At 63.6% G+C, this 20,678-nt stretch carries 17 protein-coding genes; all 17 read right to left on the bottom strand.

What is annotated here, in order from left to right:
- Window positions 1-53: 53 nt before the first annotated feature.
- The gene (locus tag NKI19_RS06920) at window positions 54-350 is read right to left on the bottom strand and encodes an AzlD family protein (RefSeq protein ID WP_352465131.1); all 297 of its coding nucleotides are present in this window, start codon (window positions 348-350) and stop codon (window positions 54-56) included.
- Window positions 347-1,075 (bottom strand): AzlC family ABC transporter permease, encoded by a 729-nt coding sequence (locus tag NKI19_RS06915; RefSeq protein ID WP_352492689.1) that lies wholly within the window; start codon window positions 1,073-1,075, stop codon window positions 347-349. Before NKI19_RS06915 ends, NKI19_RS06920 begins: the two co-directional genes overlap by 4 nt.
- Window positions 1,076-1,196: 121 nt before the next feature.
- Window positions 1,197-1,889, bottom strand: a complete 693-nt coding sequence (locus tag NKI19_RS06910; RefSeq protein WP_352492690.1) for a DUF2461 domain-containing protein — start codon at window positions 1,887-1,889, stop codon at window positions 1,197-1,199.
- Window positions 1,889-4,096, bottom strand: a complete 2,208-nt coding sequence (gene ligA / locus NKI19_RS06905; protein ID WP_352492691.1) for an NAD-dependent DNA ligase LigA — start codon at window positions 4,094-4,096, stop codon at window positions 1,889-1,891. Before ligA ends, NKI19_RS06910 begins: the two co-directional genes overlap by 1 nt.
- 241 nt (window positions 4,097-4,337) lie before the next feature.
- Window positions 4,338-6,011, bottom strand: coding sequence for a DNA repair protein RecN (gene recN, locus NKI19_RS06900; protein ID WP_352564492.1), 1,674 nt, complete (start codon window positions 6,009-6,011; stop codon window positions 4,338-4,340).
- A 13-nt stretch (window positions 6,012-6,024) separates the two neighbouring features.
- Window positions 6,025-6,894: an outer membrane protein assembly factor BamD gene (locus NKI19_RS06895; protein ID WP_254818981.1), complete on the bottom strand. Its 870-nt coding sequence runs from the start codon at window positions 6,892-6,894 to the stop codon at window positions 6,025-6,027.
- 204 nt (window positions 6,895-7,098) lie between these two features.
- On the bottom strand, window positions 7,099-8,046 hold the full coding sequence (gene lpxC, locus NKI19_RS06890) for a UDP-3-O-acyl-N-acetylglucosamine deacetylase (protein ID WP_352492693.1): 948 nt from the start codon (window positions 8,044-8,046) through the stop codon (window positions 7,099-7,101).
- A gap of 279 nt (window positions 8,047-8,325) precedes the next feature.
- A complete protein-coding gene (ftsZ, locus tag NKI19_RS06885; RefSeq protein ID WP_352564490.1) occupies window positions 8,326-9,996 on the bottom strand; it encodes a cell division protein FtsZ in 1,671 nt (556 codons plus the stop codon).
- A 67-nt stretch (window positions 9,997-10,063) separates the two neighbouring features.
- The gene (gene ftsA / locus NKI19_RS06880; RefSeq protein ID WP_352564489.1) at window positions 10,064-11,371 is read right to left on the bottom strand and encodes a cell division protein FtsA; all 1,308 of its coding nucleotides are present in this window, start codon (window positions 11,369-11,371) and stop codon (window positions 10,064-10,066) included.
- Window positions 11,368-12,309 carry a cell division protein FtsQ/DivIB gene (locus NKI19_RS06875; protein WP_352564488.1) on the bottom strand — a complete coding sequence of 314 codons (942 nt, stop codon included), beginning with the start codon at window positions 12,307-12,309 and terminating at the stop codon, window positions 11,368-11,370. The genes ftsA and NKI19_RS06875 overlap by 4 nt, the downstream gene beginning before the upstream one ends.
- Window positions 12,297-13,223, bottom strand: a complete 927-nt coding sequence (locus tag NKI19_RS06870) for a D-alanine--D-alanine ligase (RefSeq protein WP_352564487.1) — start codon at window positions 13,221-13,223, stop codon at window positions 12,297-12,299. The genes NKI19_RS06875 and NKI19_RS06870 overlap by 13 nt, the downstream gene beginning before the upstream one ends.
- Window positions 13,224-13,537: 314 nt before the next feature.
- The gene (gene murB, locus NKI19_RS06865) at window positions 13,538-14,503 is read right to left on the bottom strand and encodes a UDP-N-acetylmuramate dehydrogenase (RefSeq protein ID WP_352564486.1); all 966 of its coding nucleotides are present in this window, start codon (window positions 14,501-14,503) and stop codon (window positions 13,538-13,540) included.
- Window positions 14,500-15,906: a UDP-N-acetylmuramate--L-alanine ligase gene (murC, locus tag NKI19_RS06860; protein ID WP_352564485.1), complete on the bottom strand. Its 1,407-nt coding sequence runs from the start codon at window positions 15,904-15,906 to the stop codon at window positions 14,500-14,502. Before murC ends, murB begins: the two co-directional genes overlap by 4 nt.
- Window positions 15,903-17,030: an undecaprenyldiphospho-muramoylpentapeptide beta-N-acetylglucosaminyltransferase gene (gene murG, locus NKI19_RS06855; protein WP_352564483.1), complete on the bottom strand. Its 1,128-nt coding sequence runs from the start codon at window positions 17,028-17,030 to the stop codon at window positions 15,903-15,905. Before murG ends, murC begins: the two co-directional genes overlap by 4 nt.
- Window position 17,031: 1 nt before the next feature.
- Window positions 17,032-18,183, bottom strand: a complete 1,152-nt coding sequence (gene ftsW / locus NKI19_RS06850; RefSeq protein WP_352456168.1) for a putative lipid II flippase FtsW — start codon at window positions 18,181-18,183, stop codon at window positions 17,032-17,034.
- Entirely contained in the window at window positions 18,183-19,583 is a 1,401-nt protein-coding gene (gene murD / locus NKI19_RS06845) for a UDP-N-acetylmuramoyl-L-alanine--D-glutamate ligase (protein ID WP_352564481.1), read from the bottom strand. The genes ftsW and murD overlap by 1 nt, the downstream gene beginning before the upstream one ends.
- Window positions 19,584-19,591: 8 nt before the next feature.
- The gene (gene mraY, locus NKI19_RS06840; RefSeq protein WP_023676767.1) at window positions 19,592-20,674 is read right to left on the bottom strand and encodes a phospho-N-acetylmuramoyl-pentapeptide-transferase; all 1,083 of its coding nucleotides are present in this window, start codon (window positions 20,672-20,674) and stop codon (window positions 19,592-19,594) included.
- Between the last annotated feature and the right edge of the window lie 4 nt (window positions 20,675-20,678).

Genomic DNA, 20,678 nt, shown 5'->3' with positions numbered 1-20,678 from the left:
TGAATTGCCTGATTTCAAAGGCCGAAGCGCGGCGTCTCTAGTCGCATAGCCCACTACCCGACGAGCTGCCGCGCGAGGATCAGCACGGCAGCACCCGCCAGGAACATCGCCATCAGGCCGCCGCGCAGCGAGACCAGGCCGGCAACGATCAAGGCTGCCCATTCCGCCGGTCCGGCGCTGAGCGCCGCCGGCGCCACCAGCGTGGTCAGCACCGCCGCCGGCACGGCGTTGAGCCCGGCCTCGACGCGCGGATGGATATGATCGAAGCGCGAGATCACCAGATGACCGCCGATGCGGGTCAGATAGGTCGCGATCGAAGCGGCGATGATGATCCACAAGGTCGTGCTCATGGCCGTGCCTCCACGCCGCTGTGGCGGGGCGGCAGGATGACGGCCAGCAGCACGCCGGCCAGCGCACCGATGGAGACATGCCAGGGCGAGCCGACCGTTTTGTAGGCAATCATGGAGGCGGCAGCGCTTGCGATGACCACCGGTAGCCACAGCGGCCGCTTGCGGAAGCTCATGACCAGGCCGAGAAAATAGATCGGCAGCAGGAAGTCTATGCCCAGCGCATGGGTGTCGGGAATAAGCTTGCCGAACATCGCGCCGAGCGCGCTTTCGACGACCCAGAACACATAGACCGGCAGCCCAAGACCCATATACCAGGTAAAGCCGATGGTCTCGCCGGCCTCCGCCTTGCGCTCGGCCACCGCAAACTGCGGATCGGTAAGCACAAAATAGCCTATCGCCTGCTGCACCAGCGGCCAATGCGCAATGCGCCGGCCGATGCCAGCCGAATAGAGCACGTGGCGAAAATTCACGGCGAAGATCGACAGCACGATCAGCCACGGCGCGACATGCTGGCCGAACAGCTCGATGCCGACCATCTGGCTGGCGCCGCCGAACACCGTTGCGCTCATCAGGAACGCTTCGAGCACGGAAAACCCGTTATCGACTGCGAGCGCCCCGAACAGCAACGCAAACGGTGCCGACGCGACCACGACGGGCATGCTGAGCCGCACGCCGTCCCAGAAATCGCTTTTCGCACTGTTTTCGGAGATTGCTTCCGCCGACATCGACCGCTCCTCGGGAAGGGCCTATGTAGGGAGGGCGGTCCGGCTTGTCACACCAATTCGCTTGAGGCAAACGATCAGCGGAAATGATGGCTGAGGCGCGCGGGCAAGTGCGCTCCAGTGCCTAGCGCGGCGAAGCCTTGCCTTCGATCGCCCTGCCCCAGTCGAGCAGCGGTTTTGCCCGCATGACGAAGTCGATGAGTTCGTCGACCAATCCAGCTCCGTAGATATCCGCGGGCTCGATTGCGTGCCGGACGGCAAAATTGCGGTTGCGGATCGCGGCAGCCAGATCGGGCTCGGCGATATGCTCGAAGCCACGCGGCGTGCGCTTCATGCAGCCGTCCGGGTCGAGCTCGAGGCCGTTCTTCTTCAGCGCCGCGACGAGGCTGCGGAATTCAGCGGGCCGCTTCGCGATCGCGTTGCGCAGCGCCAGCAATAGCTCCGGTCCGGGCTGCCACCAGGCAACGGCGGCAAAGCAGCGCTCGAGCCCGATATGGACGTAAAACACGCCCTGTTCCATCTTGGTGCCGTCAGGCGAAAGGATCGCCGACAAATGCCGGTTATAAGGCCGTTTGTCCTTGGCGAAACGCACATCGCGGTTAATCCGGAACAGCGACTTCTTGCGGTCGCCGCGCAGGCCGAGCCCCGCGGCCGTGAAGCGCTCGGAGAGCGTTTCCACCAGATCGCCGAAGGGGTCGCGCAGGTCGCGTTCGAAAAGGTCGCGGTTTTCCAAAAACCACTCTCGGCTCTGATGAAAATCGAGCGCCTTGAGGAAGGGAATGGCCTTTTGCCCAAAACCGTTGAACGCAGCCGCCATCACCCGCCCTTGCCGATCCGCTGCAGCCAGGTGTCCTCGTCGATCACCTCGATGCCGAATTTGGTCGCATCTTTCAGCTTGGAACCGGCGCCTGGCCCTGCCACGAGGAGATCGGTCTTCGCGGAAACCGAGCCGGCGACCTTCGCGCCTAGACGTTCGGCCATCGCCTTGGCCTCCGGGCGCGTCATCTTTTCCAGCGTGCCTGTAAACACGATTGTCTTGCCGGCGACCGCACTATCGGCTGAGACGTTCACAATGTACGGCTTCGGGTGGACCTGTGTGAGCAGCGCTTCAAGCACGGCGTCGTTGCGTTCATTGCCGAAGAAATCGCGAAGCGCGCCTATCACCGTATCGCCGATGCCGTTGATCGAAGGAAAAACGGTGTGTGGATCGGCTGCCGCTGCTGTCTCCTTGCCAATGCGGATCAACTCCTCGATCGTCGAGAAGGTTCGGGCCAGCACAGCGGCCGTCGTTTCGCCGATATGGCGGATGCCCAGTGCAAAGATGAAGCGATCGAGTTCCGGTTCGCGACGAGCGTCGATGGCAGCGAAGAGCTTGTCGAGGCCGTCGTAGTTGCGTTCCTCGACACTGCGTACATTCTTGCGCGTCTTGCCCGATGCGGCCTCACGCTGCCTGGCCTGCTCCTCCCGCCGTTCCGCCAGCGCCTTGGTGACGGCGGGACGGCGGTCCCGGAGAGTGAAGATATCGGCGGCTGTCTTGACCAACCCGGCATTGAAGAACAGGTCTATGTTTTCGGCGCCCAGGCCTTCGATATCCATGGCGCCGCGCGACACAAAGTGGCGCAATCCTTCCACGGCCTGCGCAGGGCAGATCAGTTCGCCGGTGCAACGTCGGCGGGAATCTTCCTTGCCGGTCTTCTCGTTGATCTCGCGCGTCGCGGGTGAGCCGCAGATCGGACATTTGTGCGGGAATTCGTAGGGCATGGCATCTGGCGGACGCTTGTCGGCTACGACGCTCACGATCTGCGGAATGACGTCCCCTGCCCGCTGGATGACCACTGTGTCGCCGATACGTATGTCGTTGCCGTCGCGGATCGGCTGGCCGTTGCTGTCCAGACCCTTGATGTAATCTTCGTTATGAAGCGTGACATTTTCGACCACGACGCCGCCGACCGTGACGGGCGCAAGCCGGGCAACGGGCGCCAGCGTACCGGTACGGCCGACCTGAATGTCGATCCTCAGCACGGTCGTCATCGCCTGTTCGGCCGGAAATTTGTGGGCGATGGCCCAACGTGGTTCGCCGGTGACGAAGCCCCATCTGCGCTGCAATTCCAACTGGTCCACCTTGTAGACGACGCCGTCGATGTCGTAGCCCAGCGATGAGCGCTGGGTCTCGATTAGGTGATAATGCGCGACCAGTTCCTCGACCGACTTTGCCCGGACCATCAGCGGACTGACCTTGAATCCCCACTCCGCGAATTTCTGCACGGAATCGTATTGGGTAGGAGCCGGATCCTTTGTGGTATAGCCCCAGGCGTAGGCAAAGAACTTGAGGTTGCGGCTGGCGGTAACGGACGGGTCCTTCTGGCGGAGCGATCCGGCTGCCGTGTTACGCGGATTGACATAATCCTGGCCGCCTATCGCAGCCGAACGTTGCTTCAGCGCCTCGAATTCCGCGTAGGTCATATAGACCTCACCGCGTATTTCGATGACTTCGGGCCAGTCCGATCCCTTCAAGGTCTTGGGAATATCGGCGATGGTCTTGAGATTGGCGGTGATGTCCTCGCCGACGACGCCGTCGCCGCGCGTCGCCCCCTGCACGAACACACCGCCTTCATACCGCAGGGAAGCCGATAGCCCGTCGATCTTCGGCTCCGCCGTGAAGGCGATGTTCAGATCCTTGTCGCGGTCAAAGAACCGCCGGCCCCGTTCTATGAAGTCCGCCACGTCCTGGTCGGTATAGGCCTTGGCGAGGCTGAGCATCGGCACCGCGTGGCGCACCTTGGCAAAACCTTCCGCCGGCGGCGCGCCGACCCTGCGTGAGGGCGAATCCTCGCGCACAAGATGCGGAAACCGCTGCTCGATGGCGAGATTGCGCCGGGTCAGCGCGTCATATTCCGCATCCGTGATTATCGGCGCGTCCTCGCCATGGTAGCGCCGGTCGTGCTCGGCGATCTCCTGCGCCAACCGTTTCAACTCGCTTGCCGCCTCGCTTTCGCTGAGCGAATCGACTGGTTTTTCGTCCATGCACTGCTCCCTCCACGGTGGCGCGACACAATAGAACAGGATTCTTTCATGAGGGAGAGACCAAACACGGAAAATCATTCCTGAACAGCAGGATGGCGCCAGACCCTGACTCTGGTCGCGAGCGCCGGAAACGAACTCGTCTAGAGCAATTCCAGGAAAAGTGTGAAACGGTTTTCCGTCCGGAATTGCGCAGAACGAAGAAATAGAGCGGTTCGGCGTTTCCGTGAAACGGTAAACCACTCTAGGCTGCCGCGGTGTTCTCCCGCAGCAGTCGCTCGGCCGCCGCGCGCGCCTCGTCGGTAATGGTGGCGCCGGCGAGCATGCGTGCGATCTCTTCCTGCCGCGCCGCCCGGTCCATCTCGGCGATGCCGGTCGAGACCCGGTCGGCCCCGCCCGACTTGGAGATCAGGAAATGCGTCGCCGCGCGCGCCGCCACTTGCGGCGCATGCGTGACCGAAAGCACCTGCACGCGTTTTGCCAGCCGCGCCAGCCGCTGGCCGATGGCATCGGCAACGGCGCCGCCGACGCCGGTGTCAATCTCATCAAAGACCAAGGTCGGCGCCGAGCCCCGGTCAGCGAGTGCTACCTTCAACGCCAGCAGGAAGCGCGAAAGCTCGCCGCCGGAAGCGACCTTCATCATTGGGCCGGGCCTGGTGCCGGGATTGGTGCGCACCCAGAACTCGACCTGGTCGATGCCTTCTTCCGTGCGGCTTTCGGCATCGCTTGCGATCTCGACGATGAACTCGGCCCGTTCGAGCTTCAGCGCCGGCAGTTCGGCCATTACCGCCTTGGTCAGCCCCACGGCCGCCGCATGGCGAAGCGACGACAGCTGGGCCGCCGTAACGTCATAGGCCTGGCGCGCCGCCGCAGCTTGTTTCTCCAGCGCATGCAGGCGCTCCTCGCCGGCATCGAGATCGGCAAGGTCGGCAGCCATGGTGTCACGCAATTGCGCCAGGTCATCGACGGCGACGCTGTGCTTGCGCGAGGCGGCACGCAGCGAAAACAGCCGCTCCTCAGCCTTCTCCAGACGCTGCGGATCATATTCGGTGGCGCGCAGTGCTGCTTCGACGCCCGACTGCGCCGCGTCGAGCGACAGCATCGCCTCGTCGAGCGATTTGACGACATCCTCGAGCAGGCCAGGCGCTTCGGTCACCTTGCGCTGCAGCCGCCTGAGCAGGCTGGCCAGTTGCGGCAAGGGCGAGGACGGACCCGAGAGCACATCCTGCGCATCGTGGATTTCCGAGGCGATCTTTTCGGCTCGCATCATCGCGGCGCGCAGTTCGGCCAGCTCCGTCTCTTCGCCCGGCTGCGGATCGAGCCTGGTCAATTCGGCGACCGCTGCACGCAGATAATCGGCCTCGCGGGCAGCTGCCTCGACTTTGGCCCGGTGTCGTGAAAATTCCTGCTCGCAGGTACGCCAATGCCGCCACGCCTCGCCGGTTGCCCGAGCAGCGCCGAGATGGCCGCCGAAACTGTCGAGCAACTCGCGATGGGCGCCGGGATCGACCAAAGCGCGCTCGTCATGCTGGCCGTGGATCTCGACCAGCGCACGGCCGATGTCGCGCATCAGCGTCACGCTGGACGGCTGGTCGTTGACGAACACACGCGTACGGCCGTCCGCCGTCTGGACGCGGCGCAGGATGATGTCGCCGTCGTCCTCGATGGCATTCTCGGCAAGCAGCATGCGAGCCACGTGGTTGCGCGGCACGTCGAACACGGCGATGATCTGGCCCTGTGCCGCGCCATGCCGCACCAGCGACGCGTCGCCGCGGGCGCCAAGCGCCAGCGACAAAGCGTCGAGCAGGATGGATTTTCCGGCGCCGGTTTCGCCGGTAAGGACCGAAAGGCCGGACGAGAAGTCGATGTCCAGCTTCTCGATCAGAACGATATCGCGGATCGACAGCCTGGAGAGCATGGTGACGCGCCGCTCAGGCGCCGGTGATCAGCTTCCCGGCCTTGGAGATCCACGATCCGGCATTCTCGCGCGGCTCGAGCCCACCACTCTGCAGGAGCTTGTAGGAGTCCTTGTACCACTGGCTGTCGGGATAGTTGGTGCCGAGCACGGCCGCAGCGGTCTGCGCTTCCGACGTCAGCCCCATCGCATAGTAGCTCTCGGTAAGACGCGCCAGCGCCTCCTCGACATGGCGTGTGTTGGAATAGTTCTCCACGACGTTGCGGAACCGTTTGACGGCCGCGATGTATTCGCGGCGCTCGAGATAGTAGCGGCCGATCTGCATCTCCTTGCCGGCGAGCTGATCGTTGGCGAAGCGGATCTTCTCCTTGGCATCGTCGACATATTCGGAAGTCGGCCAGCGCGTCACCAGATCCTGCATCGTCTGCGCGGTAAGACGCGCTTCCTTCTGGTCCTGGGTGACGTCCTTGATCTGACGGTAGTAGCTCAGCCCGATAATATACTGGGCATAGGCTGCATCGTCGGTCGACGGGTAGAGGGTCAGGTAGCGCTTGGCCGAACCGATCGCCTCGTCGTAATTGCCCTGACGGTAGTCGGCAAAGGCACCCATCACCATCGATTTGCGGGCGAATTCGGAATATGGATGCTGGCGGTCGACGGCATCGAACTTGCGGCTTGCCTCCTGCAGGCGCCCGGCATTCAGATTGGCGAGACCCTGATTGTAGAGCACGTCGGCCGGCTCGGTCTGATCGACATAGGTCGACAGATCGACGTCCTTCTCGGACGACATGCAGGCCGACAGAAACAGCGATGGAACGACCACCGAAAGCGCCAGGAAAACAGCCCGCCGCAGCGCCTTCGATTGACCAACTCGCTTGAAAAACATGTTTGGATTCCGCCCTTTCGGCGTCATTTCAGTCGACGGCAGCAGCCATAAACCATAATTGCCTTGCCCGGCAACGCTATCCCCGGCCAATCGCACATTTTTGTGGCGGTTTGGCGCTACCTGGAAAGCTATGTAATTTGGCCGGCCGGTGATGCATCCATGCAACACAGCTTGACCGCAACGGGAGCCGTAAGACCTTAAGAATCAGATCATCCAGGGCGCATAGAGGGGTGCGTTGACGGCGCTCATCTCGGCGGTCCGGCCGCGCTCGCGGCGCGTCGTCTCGACGATTTCGAAAGCCGAACGGTCCGACAAGAGACGGCGCAGCGCAGCGGCGTTCAGCCTGTGGCCACCACGATAGGAGCGGAAGCAGCCGATGAACCGGGCACCGGCGAGCGCCAGGTCGCCCATCGCGTCCATCGTCTTGTGGCGCGCGAACTCGTTGGGATAGCGCACGCCTCCCATGTTGATCACGCGGTTGTCGTCGCCGATCACCAGGGAGTTTTCCAACGACGAGCCGAGCGCATAGCCGGCCGCCCACAGCCGCTCGACGTCCTTCATGAAACCGAAAGTGCGGGCACGCGCGACGTCGCGGCGGAAAATGTCGGCATTCATGTCGGATGCAAAAAGCTGGCGCCCGATCGCTGGGCTTTCGAAATCGATCTCGATCTCGAAGCGCGTGCCGTCATAGGGCCTGAACTCCGCCCAGCAAGCGCCGTTCTCGATGCGAACCGGCTTTACCACCCTGATGTAGCGACGCTTGACCGGCAGCGTTTCGATGCCTGCCTGGTCAATGGCCTCGACGAACATCACCGCGCTGCCGTCGAGAATAGGCACCTCATGGCCGTCGATTTCGATGACGAGATTGTCGATCCCAAGCCCGAAAAGCGTCGCCATCAGATGCTCCACCGTAGCAATGTGCTCACCTTGCGGATCGCCGAGCATGGTGGAGAGATCGGTGGCGCCGACCTCGGAAACGAGCGCGCGAAATTCGTGGCTTCCGCTCGCATTCGAAAGCTGGAAGACAACACCCGTATCGGCATCTGCCGGCAGGAAATGGACGGTGACCGGATTGCCACTGTGGACGCCGATGCCGGTCAGCGTCGCACGCGATTTAAGTGTCGTCTGATAGTCGTGCAAAACAATCCCCATAGCCCGTACTGCCTAGGTCCGCTTCATCTGCCCTGAGGGCGCGGCTCTTGATTGATCGGCAGGCAGGGCCACTTCCCCGAGACTCCCAGCAAACCGACTTTGGCCGGTGGCGAAGATAATGGTCCCGCAGGGAGACTCCAAATCACGGTTTCTTACTCGTTGTAACCGCGGCCCAGCGGAGGATTGCCCCATAAGTCCTTGTTTTAAAAGTGCTTTTAATATTAACAGGCGAACAGTTTCCTGCTCGCCTGTTAACAACTGTTACGAACCGTTAACAGATCAATTGGCCTGTCGGCGCAGGAAGGCGGGAATCTCCAACTGATCGTCTTCCTGGACAGCCCGGCTCTGCGGCGTCAGGCGGCCCTGCTCGTCCAGCTGGCCGCGGCGCGGCGCGTAAAGCTGCGGATCCTGGCTGGCAAGGCGGCGCACCTCCGCCGGCGCCTGGCGCAGTTTCGGTTCGCGCGGCTGCGCCGGCTGCAACCGTGCAGGCTCCTCTTCGCGGCGGGTCAACCCGTTGGTCAGGCGCTTGAGCAAGCCCATCGGGCCGCTGTTCTCGTGGTCAGCCGGCCGGGCCTTGGCTTCCACCTCAGCCTTCACCTGCGGTGGGAAATCCTCGACCCGCGGCATGCGCTGGGGTGCCGCGGCAACCGGCTGCGGCATTTCACGATGCGGAGCGGGCTGCATCGCTTGCTGAGCCACCGGCTGCATCATCGGCTGCGGCTGAGCGGGAGGCGCCTGGAAGATCTTGCTCTGCGGACGGAAGTCTTCCGCATGCGCGACCGGTGCCGGGCGGGCCTGTGCCATCGCTGCCGCATTCGCCTCGGCGAGTTGAATGGCCTCGGCGACCGGATCGGCAGCACGTGGTTCATAGATCGGTTGCTGGACAGGCGCCGGGCGCATTTCCGTGACCTGGGCCGCCGGGCGGCTGACCGGCTTCGGCGGAGCCGCGCGGATGGCGATCGGCGCGGCAGCGATTTCGGCCGCCGATTTGTCGATGCCGGTGGCGACCACCGATACGCGGATAACGCCTTCGAGTTCCTCGTCGAAGGTGGCGCCCAGAATGATGTTGGCGTCCTGGTCGACCTCTTCGCGAATGCGGGTTGCGGCCTCATCGACTTCGAACAGGGTCAGGTCGCGGCCGCCGGTGATCGAGATCAGCAGGCCCTTGGCGCCCTTCATCGAGGTCTCGTCGAGCAGCGGGTTGGCGATGGCGGCTTCAGCCGCGGCCATTGCGCGGCCCTCGCCCGAAGCCTCGCCGGTTCCCATCATCGCCTTGCCCATTTCGCGCATGACCGAGCGGACGTCGGCGAAGTCGAGATTGATCAGGCCTTCCTTGACCATCAGGTCGGTGATGCAGGCAACGCCCGAATAGAGCACCTGGTCGGCCATAGCGAAGGCATCGGCGAAGGTGGTCTTGTCATTGGCCAGCCGGAACAGGTTCTGGTTGGGAATGACGATCAGGGTATCGACGCATTTCTGCAGTTCCTCGATACCCATGTCGGCCGTCTTCATGCGGCGCTGGCCTTCGAAGTGGAACGGCTTGGTGACGACGCCGACGGTGAGGATGCCCTTTTCGCGGGCAGCGCGGGCAACGACGGGGGCCGCCCCGGTACCGGTGCCGCCGCCCATGCCGGCAGTGACGAAGCACATATGCGTGTTGGAGAGATGATCGATGATCTCGTCGATGCACTCTTCCGCCGCCGCGCGCCCGACTTCAGGCTGCGATCCGGCGCCGAGACCCTCGGTGACATGCGCGCCGAGCTGGATCAGCCGCTCGGCCTTCGACATCGTCAATGCCTGCGCGTCGGTGTTGGCCACCACGAACTCGACGCCGCGCAAGCCGGCGGTGATCATGTTGTTGACGGCATTGCCGCCGCCGCCGCCGACACCGAACACGGTGATGCGCGGCTTGAGCTCGGTAATGTCCGGCTTCTGCAGATTGATGGTCATTGTCTTGGTCCTTTGCCTTTCCCGCCGCTTCGCCGCCGCGGCCGCCTATGGGGCTGTCCCCGTCAAATTAAAAACTGTCTCTCAACCACTGACTCATTCGATGCAGTTTTCCGCCCGTTCCGGTCATCCGAAGACCGGAAATTCCCTTCGCCGGGCGGCTCTCGAAGCTCGCCATCTGCGGGTAGATCAGAAGCCCTACGGGCGTCGAAAAAGCCGGCCCCTTGGCCGCCTCGGGCAGGCCTGCCACGCCAAGCGGGCGTCCGATGCGCACATTGCGGCCGAGGATGCGGCGTGCTGCTTCGGGCAGGCCGGCAAGCTGGCTGGCGCCGCCGGTCAGCACCACACGCTTGCCAACCGCGTTGCCGTAGCCGGATTTGTTCAGCCGGTCGCGCAGCAATTCCAGCGTCTCGTCGATGCGGGCGCGGATGATGCGCGTCATCACCGAGCGCGGGATCTGCAACGGCACCTCGCCGTCCTCGCCGATCGGATGGATGGAAACCAGGTCGCGGTCGTCGGCACTGCCAGGCAGCGCCGAGCCATGCATCACCTTCAGCCTTTCGGCGGCATCGAGCGAGGTCGACAGGCCCTTGGCCATGTCCAGCGTGACGTGGTTGCCGCCGATCGCGATGGCGTCGCCATGGACGAACTTGCCTTCCGAAAACACCGAGATCGTCGTCGTGCCGCCGCCCATGTCGATGCAGGCCGCACCCATTTCGAGCTCGTCATCGACCAGCGCGGCTAGCCCGCTGGCATAGGGCGTCGCCACCATGCGCTCGACCGACAGGTGCGAGCGGTTGATGCAGAGCTCCAGATTGCGCAAGGGCGCTGCGTCGCCTGTCAGCACGTGCATGTCGACGCCAAGCTGGTCGCCAACCATGCCACGCGGATCCCGCACACCGCGCTCAGCATCCAGCGAAAAGGCAACGGGAAGCGAATGGATCACCTCGCGCTCGGCCCGCAGCGCCTGCTTGGCACCGGCGGCAAGCACGCGCTTGATGTCGGCCTCGTCGGCCTCATGGCCGCCGAGATTGATGGTGGCCGAAAAAGCCTCGCTCTTCAGCCGACCGGCAGTCATGTTGACGATCAGCGAATCGACCGTCAGTCCCGCCATGCGTTCGGCGGCGTCGACGGCCAGACGGATGGCGTGCTCGGCGCGGTCGAGATCGATGACGACGCCCGATTTCACGCCTTGCGATTTCTGGTGGCCGATGCCGATCACCTGGACGCGATGCGAGCGTCCGCGCAGCAGCTTGCCATCGTCGCGCGGCTTGAGTTTGGCCACCACGCAGCAGACCTTGCTGGAGCCGACATCCAGCACCGTCAGGATGCCGGACCGGCGCGACGAGGTATCGCTATTGCCGCCAAGCCAGCTCATATCTTCGTCTCCGGCTTGCGCTTCAGCATCTTGGGCTTTTCGTCGAGCGCGGCTTGGCGCTGCGTCGCCGCTTCCGGCGTCAACTGGACGACCAGACGATCGGACAGGCGCATGTCGACGGCGGCGATGTCGCGCGTCAAAAGCCCGTTCTCGTGGTCCATCCTGACCAGGTCGGCAATCGCCTGATCCTCACCGTCTTCGGGAAGCTTGATCGTGATGCCGTTTTCAAGCTTGAGATCCCAGCGCCGTTCGCCGATGCGGATATAGCCCTTGATCCGCGCGGCGAGCTCCGGATAATTCTTGATCTTGGCCAGGAAATCCGGCGCTTTGGCAGGTGCGCCGGTGCCGATGATCAGCGGCAGCAACATCTGCTTGCCGCCGGAGAACGGCGCAATGACGGTGCCGGATTTCTCGATGACCGAAAGCGCGCTGCCTTGCTGCCACAGCGCGAACGGCTCGCGCTCCTCGACGCGCACTTCCAGCGTATGCGGGTAGACCTTGCGCACCGCCGCGGCTTCGACCCAGGGCAGCGTGGTGATGCGTTCGCGCGCGGCTTCGGCATCGAAGCCGATCAGCGAGGTCCAGCCGTCGAGTTCCAGCCTGTCGAGAATATCGATCTCGGACGTTTCGCGGTTGCCGACGACCTTGACCTGGTCGACGGCAAAGCCGGTGCGGGCGGTGACACTCTGGACGATGGCGTCGGAATATCCGCCGAGATAGGCGCCATAGGCACTGCTCGAAACAAGCAGTGCCGCCGACAGCATGGCAGCGCAATAGGGCGGCGCTTCGAAGTCGCCTTCGCCGAGGCGCGCCAGCACGCGCACCGGCCGGCGGAGCAGGCGCGGCAGCACGAAATGGTCGAACGACAACGGCATGCCGAACAGCGCCGGCCCGGCCGCGCCCTTCCCCTTGCCCTGTCCCCACTTCAACGCAGACACGAAGCGTCCTCCACCATCCAACTCAACAAATCGCCGAACGAGTGTCCCGCTTGCGCGGCGATTTCCGGCACCAAAGACGTCGGCGTCATGCCCGGCTGGGTGTTGACCTCGAGCCAGACAATTTCGCCGTTTTCGGAGTGACGATCGTCATAACGGAAGTCCGACCGGGAAACGCCCCGACAGCCGATAGCTTGGTGAGCCTTGAGCGTCAGTGTCTGTATTTTTTGGTAAATATTCGGTGAAAGTTTTGCCGGGCATTCGTGTTTTGATCCTCCCGCGACGTATTTTGAATCGTAGTCGTAGAAGGAATGGCCGGTCGGGATGATCTCGCAGACACCGAGCGCCACATCGCCCATCACCGCGCAGGTCAATTCCCGTCCGTGCACATAACGCTCGACCATCACCGTATCGCCATATCTCCACTCGGACGAGCCGATGATCTGCGGTGGATGCGACTGGCCTTCATGGACGATGACGACACCGAAGCTCGACCCTTCGTTGACCGGCTTGACGACATAGGGCGGCTTCATCGGGTGCTTGTTCTGGATGGCGAAGCGATTGGCCACCTTCGATTCGGCCACCGGAATGCCGGCCGCCTTGGCGACCTTCTTGGCCTGCTCCTTGTTCATCGCGAGCGCCGAGGCAAGCACGCCGGAATGGGTGTACGGAATGGCGAGGTACTCAAGGATGCCCTGGATGGTGCCGTCCTCGCCGAAGGGGCCGTGCAGCGCATTGAAGACGACGTCAGGCTTGAGCGCGCCCAGCACCGAGCCGATGTCGCGCGAGACGTCGACGCGGGTGACCTGGTAGCCCTCTCCCTCGAGCGCATCGGCGCAGGCTTTACCCGACGACAGGGACACGGGCCGCTCGGACGAGAATCCCCCCAGAAGGACGGCCACATGCTTGCTTGTCATTCCCCGTCATTTCCTCTCACAGCAGGCCTGCACCATCGTGCATGCCCCGAAAAGCATCGCGCGCACTCAAATGCGCCCGAGCAACTTCGCTCCCTTGTTTCCGCAACATTGAGTCCGAGTCTCCCGGCAGGTTGCCCCCCAGACGGAAACGCAAGTAACGCGTCGAAACGACTCAAATCAGGAAACGCTTCAGGGCAGAGAATCAGAGAGTTGATTCGCTGGCAAGTGCTTACGATTCCGATGGATTCACTTTCCGCAAAAACGGCAGCAAAATGTGAATTCATGAGCCCGAAAGGCAACGGCGGTCGGCTTGCCTAAAGCAACTGCCCGAGAAATTCCTGGACAGCATGGCCCGGCCGAAAATTGCCGATGCGCTTGATCTCCCACTGCAGCCGGATGCCCGATTTTTCGAGCACACGCGCGCGCACCGTCTCACCGAGATATTCAAGCTCGTAGCCTGTGGCCGTTCCGGTGTTGATCATGAAGTTGCAATGCATCGGCGACATCTGCGCCCCACCGACCATCAGGCCGCGGCAGCCGGCCTTGTCGATTTCCTTCCAGGCCGAGGTGCCCTCGGGATTCTTGAAGGTCGAGCCACCGGTCTTTTCGCGGATCGGCTGCACCGTCTCGCGATGGTTCTGGACAGCATCCATCGCGGCCTTGATCGCCGCCTTGTCCTCGGGAACGCCTTCGAGCAGCGCCGACGTGAAGATCAGCCCGGACGGCGCCGATGAATGGCGATAGGCATAGCCCATATCGGCATTGCTCAGCGTATGAACATTGCCCTTGCGGTCGAGTGCCCGCACCTCGACTACACGCTCGCGCGTCTCGACGCCATTGGCGCCGGCGTTCATCCTCAGCGCTCCGCCAACGGCGCCGGGAATGCCGTGGTAGAAATGAAAGCCACCGATGCCGGCCTCATAGGCGACGGCCGCAAGGCGCTTGTCGGGTGTCGCAGCGCCCGCCTTGATCGTGGTCGGCGCAATAACTTCGGTCTCACCAAAGCCTTTGGCCGAAAGCCGGATGACAAAGCCCGCAATGCCGCCGTCACGGACAAGCAGGTTCGAGCCGACGCCGACGACGGTCAGCGGAATTTCCTCCGGCACCGCCTTCAGGAACGTGGCAAGATCGTCCTCGTCGGCCGGCTGGAACAATGCGTCCGCGAGCCCGCCGGCTCGAAACCAGGTGATCTTGTCCATCTCGGCATTGGGCGTGATGCGGCCGCGCAGTCCGGCAAGCCGGTCGCCAAGCTTCTCGATCAACGCCTGGCCGCGCGTCATGTGATGGTCCCGCCGAGTTCCTTGGGCAGCGCATAGGCCCATTGGGTGATGTTGCCGGCGCCGAGGAAGACCACAAAATCGCCCGGCTTCGCCACCTCGCGCACGATCGGCGCAATCGCCGCCGGACCTTCGATGTAGCGTGCGTCGCGATGGCCGCCGGAGCGGATGCGCGACACCAGTGCGTCGGACGTAACGCCGTCGATCGGTTCCTCGCCGGCCGCATAGACAGGTGCCACCATTACCGTATCGGCGTCGTTGAAGCAGACGGAAAACTCGTCGAACAGATCGCGCAGCCGGGTGAAGCGATGCGGTTGGGTAACGGCGATGATGCGGCCCTTGGTAGCGCTGCGCGCAGCCTTCAGTACTGCCGTGATCTCGACCGGATGATGACCGTAATCATCGAACACATCGACACCGTTCCACGAACCGGTATGGGTGAAGCGCCGCTTGACGCCGGCGAAGGACGACAGACCCTTCTTGATTGCCTCAGCCGAAAGGCCGAGCTCGTGCGCGACGGCAATCGCCGCCGTCGCATTGGAGACATTGTGGCGCCCGGGCATCGGTAGCCGCAGACCTGATATCGTTATCTGGCCGTGCGTCTTGCGGTCGCGGATCACCACGTCGAATTCCGAAGTCGGGCCATCCATGCGATGATTGGTGAAGCGCACGTCGGCCTGCGCATTTTCGCCATAGGTGATGACGCGCCGGTCCTCGATGCGGCCGACCAGCGCCTGCACCTCAGGATGGTCGGTGCACATCACGCCAAAGCCGTAGAACGGCACATTCTCGACGAACTGGCGAAACGCCTCGCGCACTTTGTCGAAGGAGCCGTAATGGTCGAGATGCTCGGGGTCGATATTGGTGACGACGGCAATCTCGGCCGGCAGCTTGAGGAAGGTGCCGTCGCTCTCGTCGGCCTCGACCACCATCCATTCGCCGTCGCCCATGCGGGCATTGGTGCCATAGGCATTGATGATGCCGCCATTGATCACCGTCGGGTCGAGCCCGCCGGCATCGAGTAGCGTCGCCACCATCGAAGTCGTCGTCGTCTTGCCATGCGTGCCGCCGATCGCGACCGCCTGCCGGAAGCGCATCAGCTCGGCCAGCATTTCGGCGCGCCGCACGATCGGCAGCAACTTCTCTCTCGCCGCCTTCAGCTCCGGGTTTGATTTCTTGATTGCGGTGGAGACGACGACCACTTCGGCCTCGCCGAGGTTCTCGGCCTGGTGGCCGACGAAGCATTCGATGCCCTTGTCGCGCAGCCGCTGCACATTGGCGCTGTCGGCCTGATCGGATCCCTGCACCTTGTAGCCGAGATTGTGCAGCACCTCGGCGATGCCGCTCATGCCGATGCCGCCAATGCCGATGAAATGCACGAGGCCGATCGTCTGTGGCATCTTCATGCGTGCGTCTCCTTCCTGAATTCCGAAACGGATTTCCTGGACGCAATAGCCTCTGTCAGATCGGCGAGCAACCGCGCGGCATCCGGTTTACCGGACGATTTCGCCGCCGCAGCCATTGTCGCCGCCCTGCCTGGATCATCCATCAGCCCGCCGACAAGCGCAGCGATCCGCTCCACCGAAAGCGTGGATTGCGGATGCACCTCGGCGCCACCCGCTGCGGCAAGGGCCGCCGCATTCGCCGCCTGGTCGTGGTCGAGCGCGTGGGGATAAGGCACCAGCAGCGCCGGCCTGCCGATCACCGCGATTTCCGATACGGTCGACGCGCCGGAGCGCGACATCACCAGATGCGCCGCCGCGAGCCGCGCCGCCATGTCGGTGAAGAAGGGCGACACCTCGGCCTCGATGCCAAGCGCGGCATAGGCGGCTCTCACCCGCCCCACATCGTCGGCGCGGGCCTGCTGCGTGATCGCCAGTCGCCTACGCTGTGCATCGGAAAACCGGGCGATCGCCGCCGGCACCGCGTCGGAAAAGAACTGCGCGCCCTGGCTGCCTCCAAATACCAGAAACCGGAACGGCTCTTCGCCGGCCGAAGCAGCATAGGGTGTATTCGCGGCCTCCAATACTTGCGGCCTGACCGGATTGCCGGTGATCACCGTCTTTGCGCCAGTGGCACTGATGTCTTCCGGCAGGAATCCGCCGGCAACGGCGTCGACGCGGCCGGCGAGCGCCCGGTTGGCGCGGCCCATGACCGCATTCTGCTCGTGGATCAGCGTCGGTACCTTGCGCCGGGTCGCCGCGTAAAGCGGCGGCAGTGTCGGATAGCCGCCGAAGCCGACCACGATGGCGGGCTTGATGCTGGCGATGACGGCGGATGCCTGCCTAACCCCACGCCAGATTTTCCAAAACGCGGCGAGCATAGCAAAGGGATTCTTCGAGCCCATCGTCGCCGACTGGATCGGATGGATGGCGGCCGCCGGGAACTGCCCGGCAAAGCGCTCGGCGCGGTCGTCCGTCGCCAGATGCACCGTCCAGCCGCGACTGGTCAGTTCATGTGCCAGCGCCTCGGCCGGGAACAGATGTCCGCCCGTTCCGCCTGCCGCCAGAAGGATAACCCCCTTCGCCATCTCACTCCGCCGGCATCGCACGCGGCGACGGCATGAAGCCCAGCTGCTTGCGCTTTTCCGGGCGCTTGCGCGTCAGCGCCAGCACCATGCCCATCGAGATGGCGATCGCGATCTGCGAAGAGCCGCCGTAGGAGATGAACGGCAGCGTCATGCCCTTGGCCGGCATCAGCTGCAGATTGACGGCCATGTTGATGACCGACTGCAGGCCGAAGACCGTAACCAGGCCGCCCACCGCGTAGCGGGTGAAATCGTCCTGCTCCCTGAGTGCCGTGTTGAGACCGCGCAGCACGATGAAGCCGAAGATGGACATGATGAAGAAACACATGATCAGCCCGAATTCCTCGCCGGCGACGGAGAAGACAAAATCGGCGTGGCTGTCGGGGATGACCCGCTTGACGGTACCCTCGCCCGGCCCGACGCCGAACCAGCCGCCATTGATCAGCGCCTCGCGGCCCATGTCGACCTGGAACGTGTCGCCCTCGCCGGTCATGAAGCGGTCGATGCGGCCGGCAACGTGCGGGAACACCGCATAGGCGGCGAACACGCCGCCGACCCCTGCAGCACCCAGCGCGACGATCCACAGCCACGGCAACCCGGCCATGAAGAACATCACCCCCCAGGTGCCGAGCACCAGCATGGTCTGCCCAAGGTCAGGCTGCGCCACCAGCAGCGAGATGACCAGCGCAAGCAGCAACATGGCGAACAGATTGCCCGGAATGTCGGGCTGGCGCTTGTGCTCGGCGAACAGCCAGGCGCAGATGATGACGAAGGCCGGTTTCAGGAACTCGGACGGCTGGATCGACAGGCCGGCAAGCGACACCCAGCGCCGCGCGCCCTTCACCTCGACGCCGATATAGAGCACCGCCACCATCAGAAACAGCATGATGCACAACATGACCAGCGCCATGCGCCGGATCTGCCTGGATTCAAGGAACGAGACGGCCAGCATTACCCCAAGCGCCGGAATGGTGAAGATGATCTGGCGTGTCGCGAAGTGGAAACTGTCTAGCCCGATGCGCTCGGCCACCGCCGGGCTTGCGGCGAAAGACAAAACGATGCCGAGCCCCATCAGCGACAGGAACGCCGCCAGGAACCAGCGATCGATCGTCCACCACCAGGTCGCCACAGGGCTTTTGTCGAGACGGCTTTGCATTATCGTGTCCCTCCGATGGGCTTCATGCCATCAATGGCGGTTGCGGCTTGCCTGAACGCCTCGCCGCGGACTTCGAAATTCTTGAACTGGTCGAAACTGGCGCAGGCCGGCGACAGCAGCACCACTGCCTCGCCGCTATTATCCCTGGCCGCATCGAGGGCGGCGTGTTCGACTGCCGCCGCCAACGTGCCTGATATCTCGTAGGGCACCGCTTCGCCCAGCGTCGCCGAAAAGGCCGGTGCGGCTTCGCCGATCAGATAGGCCTTGGCGATGCGCGGGAAGAAGCCGCGTAACGGCTCGATGCCGCCCTCTTTCGGCAGGCCGCCGGCAATCCAGTAGATACGCGCAAAGCTCGACAGCGCCGGTGCAGCGGCATCGGCATTGGTCGCCTTGGAATCGTTGACGAACAGCACATGCCCTTTGCGGCCGACCTGCTCCATGCGGTGCGCCAGCCCCGGGAAACTCTCCAGTCCGGATTGGATCTCGCCGAGTTCGAGCCCGACCTTGAGACAGGCGGCGGCGGCAGCCAGTGCATTCTGCGCATTGTGCTGGCCGCGCAACGAGCCGATGCCTTCGAGGAAGGCGACCCTGCTGTAGCGGCCGTGCACGGCTTCCATTAAATTCGTGCCGTCGGCGAAATAACCGTCGGTCAGCGGCAGGCGCTTGGAAATCCGAATGACCTGCCGGCCCGCACGCTCCAGCCGGTCGGCGATCTGGGCGCACCAGGAATCGTCGACACCGATGATTGCCGTCTCGCTGCCGGCCACCAGCCGCTCCTTGATCGAGGCGTAGTGCTGCATCGTGCCGTGGCGGTCGAGATGGTCCGGCGTCAGATTGAGCAGGACGCCGGCCGTCGGATTGATCGAAGGGGCAAGATCGATCTGGTAGGACGAGCACTCAACCACATAGTGCCGCTCGGGCTGCGGCGGATCCAGCGTCATCACTGCGCGGCCGATATTGCCGCCCATCTGCGTGTCGCGCCCAGCCGATTTGAGGATGTGCGCCGTCAGTGCCGTGGTCGTCGACTTGCCGTTGGTGCCGGTGATGGCAATGAAGGGTGCTGCCGGCGCCCGCGCCGTCCGCTCGCGGCAGAAAAGCTCGATGTCGCCGATGATCTCGACGCCCGAGCCCCGCGCGAGCTCGACGGTCCAGTGCGGCTTGGGATGCGTCAGCGGCACGCCGGGCGACAGCACGAAGGCGGAAAACCTTGCCCAGTCCGCGCCGCGCAGGTCCGCTGTCATGATGCCGACCGCACCGGCCTTGGCGACGCTGTCGGGATTGTCGTCCCAGGCCAGCACATCCGCGCCGCCCTCGATCAGTGCGCGCGCCGTGGCGATCCCCGAGCCACCGAGCCCGAAGAGCGAAACGCGCTTGCCTGAAAAGGATGCGGCGGGGATCAAGCGGCCTCCTATCTGAGCTTCAGGGTCGACAGGCCGACCAGCGCCAGGATGACGGCGATGATCCAGAAGCGGATCACCACCTGGCTTTCGGTCCAGCCGAGCTTTTCGAAATGATGGTGGATCGGCGCCATCAGGAAGACGCGCTTGCCGGTCATCTTGAAGTAGCCGACCTGGATGATGACCGAGAATATCTCGACGACGAACAGGCCGCCGACGATGACCAGCACGATCTCGTGCTTGGTCGCCACCGCGACCGTGCCGATCAGCCCGCCCAGCGCCAACGAGCCGGTATCGCCCATGAAGATGGCCGCCGGCGGCGCATTGAACCAGAGGAAGCCAAGCCCGGCGCCGATCACCGCTCCAAGGACCACTGCAAGTTCACCGGTGCCGGGCACGAAATGGATCTGCAGATATTCGGCGAACACCGCATTGCCGGAGAGATAGGCGATGACGCCGAAGGACGCCGCCGCGATCATGATCGGCACGATCGCCAGTCCGTCGAGGCCGTCGGTCAGGTTCACCGCATTGCCGGCGCCGACGATGACGAAGCACGAGAACGGGATGAAGAACCAGCCGAGATTGACGAGAAACTCCTTGGCGAAAGGGAATGTCAACGATGACGAGAACGGCGCCTGGCCGTTGTGCATGATCACCCAGGCGGCGATGCCGGCGATGACGAATTCGAGCCCCAGCCGCGCCTTGCCGGAAAAGCCGAGATGCGACTGCTTGGTCACTTTGAGATAATCGTCGTAGAAGCCGATCGAGCCGAATCCCAGCGTCACCAGCAGCACCACCCAGACGTAGATGCTCGACAGGTTCGCCCACAGCAGCGACGAACCGACGATGCCGGACAGGATCATCAATCCGCCCATTGTCGGCGTTCCCGCCTTCTTGAAATGCGTCTGCGGCCCGTCGGCGCGGATCGGCTGGCCCTTGCCTTGCCGCAGCCTCAGCGAATTGATGATGGTCGGTCCGAAGATGAACACGATCAGCGCCGCTGTGATCAGCGCTCCGCCGGTGCGGAAAGTTATGTAGCGGAAGACGTTGAAGACCGAGATCTTGTCCGCAAATTCGACGAGCAGTGTTAGCATGCGC

This window comes from Mesorhizobium sp. M0751 (assembly GCF_040320265.1).
Classification (GTDB): Bacteria; Pseudomonadota; Alphaproteobacteria; order Rhizobiales; family Rhizobiaceae; genus Mesorhizobium.
This window is presented reverse-complemented; position numbering and strand designations above follow the sequence as displayed.

Excerpts from the sequence above, each read along its gene's own strand:
- NKI19_RS06915 (WP_352492689.1), bottom strand. The coding sequence starts at position 1,075 with ATGTCGGCGGAAGCAATCTCCGAAAACAGTGCGAAAAGCGATTTCTGG.
- NKI19_RS06870 (WP_352564487.1), bottom strand. The coding sequence starts at position 13,223 with ATGACAAGCAAGCATGTGGCCGTCCTTCTGGGGGGATTCTCGTCCGAG.
- murC (WP_352564485.1), bottom strand. The coding sequence starts at position 15,906 with ATGAAGATGCCACAGACGATCGGCCTCGTGCATTTCATCGGCATTGGC.
- recN (WP_352564492.1), bottom strand. The coding sequence starts at position 6,011 with ATGCTCTCCAGGCTGTCGATCCGCGATATCGTTCTGATCGAGAAGCTG.
- murB (WP_352564486.1), bottom strand. The coding sequence starts at position 14,503 with ATGACGCGCGGCCAGGCGTTGATCGAGAAGCTTGGCGACCGGCTTGCC.
- murG (WP_352564483.1), bottom strand. The coding sequence starts at position 17,030 with ATGGCGAAGGGGGTTATCCTTCTGGCGGCAGGCGGAACGGGCGGACAT.
- NKI19_RS06920 (WP_352465131.1), bottom strand. The coding sequence starts at position 350 with ATGAGCACGACCTTGTGGATCATCATCGCCGCTTCGATCGCGACCTAT.
- lpxC (WP_352492693.1), bottom strand. The coding sequence starts at position 8,046 with ATGGGGATTGTTTTGCACGACTATCAGACGACACTTAAATCGCGTGCG.
- mraY (WP_023676767.1), bottom strand. The coding sequence starts at position 20,674 with ATGCTAACACTGCTCGTCGAATTTGCGGACAAGATCTCGGTCTTCAAC.
- ftsA (WP_352564489.1), bottom strand. The coding sequence starts at position 11,371 with ATGAGCTGGCTTGGCGGCAATAGCGATACCTCGTCGCGCCGGTCCGGC.
- ftsZ (WP_352564490.1), bottom strand. The coding sequence starts at position 9,996 with ATGACCATCAATCTGCAGAAGCCGGACATTACCGAGCTCAAGCCGCGC.
- NKI19_RS06895 (WP_254818981.1), bottom strand. The coding sequence starts at position 6,894 with ATGTTTTTCAAGCGAGTTGGTCAATCGAAGGCGCTGCGGCGGGCTGTT.
- ligA (WP_352492691.1), bottom strand. The coding sequence starts at position 4,096 with ATGGACGAAAAACCAGTCGATTCGCTCAGCGAAAGCGAGGCGGCAAGC.
- NKI19_RS06910 (WP_352492690.1), bottom strand. The coding sequence starts at position 1,889 with ATGGCGGCTGCGTTCAACGGTTTTGGGCAAAAGGCCATTCCCTTCCTC.
- ftsW (WP_352456168.1), bottom strand. The coding sequence starts at position 18,183 with ATGCAAAGCCGTCTCGACAAAAGCCCTGTGGCGACCTGGTGGTGGACG.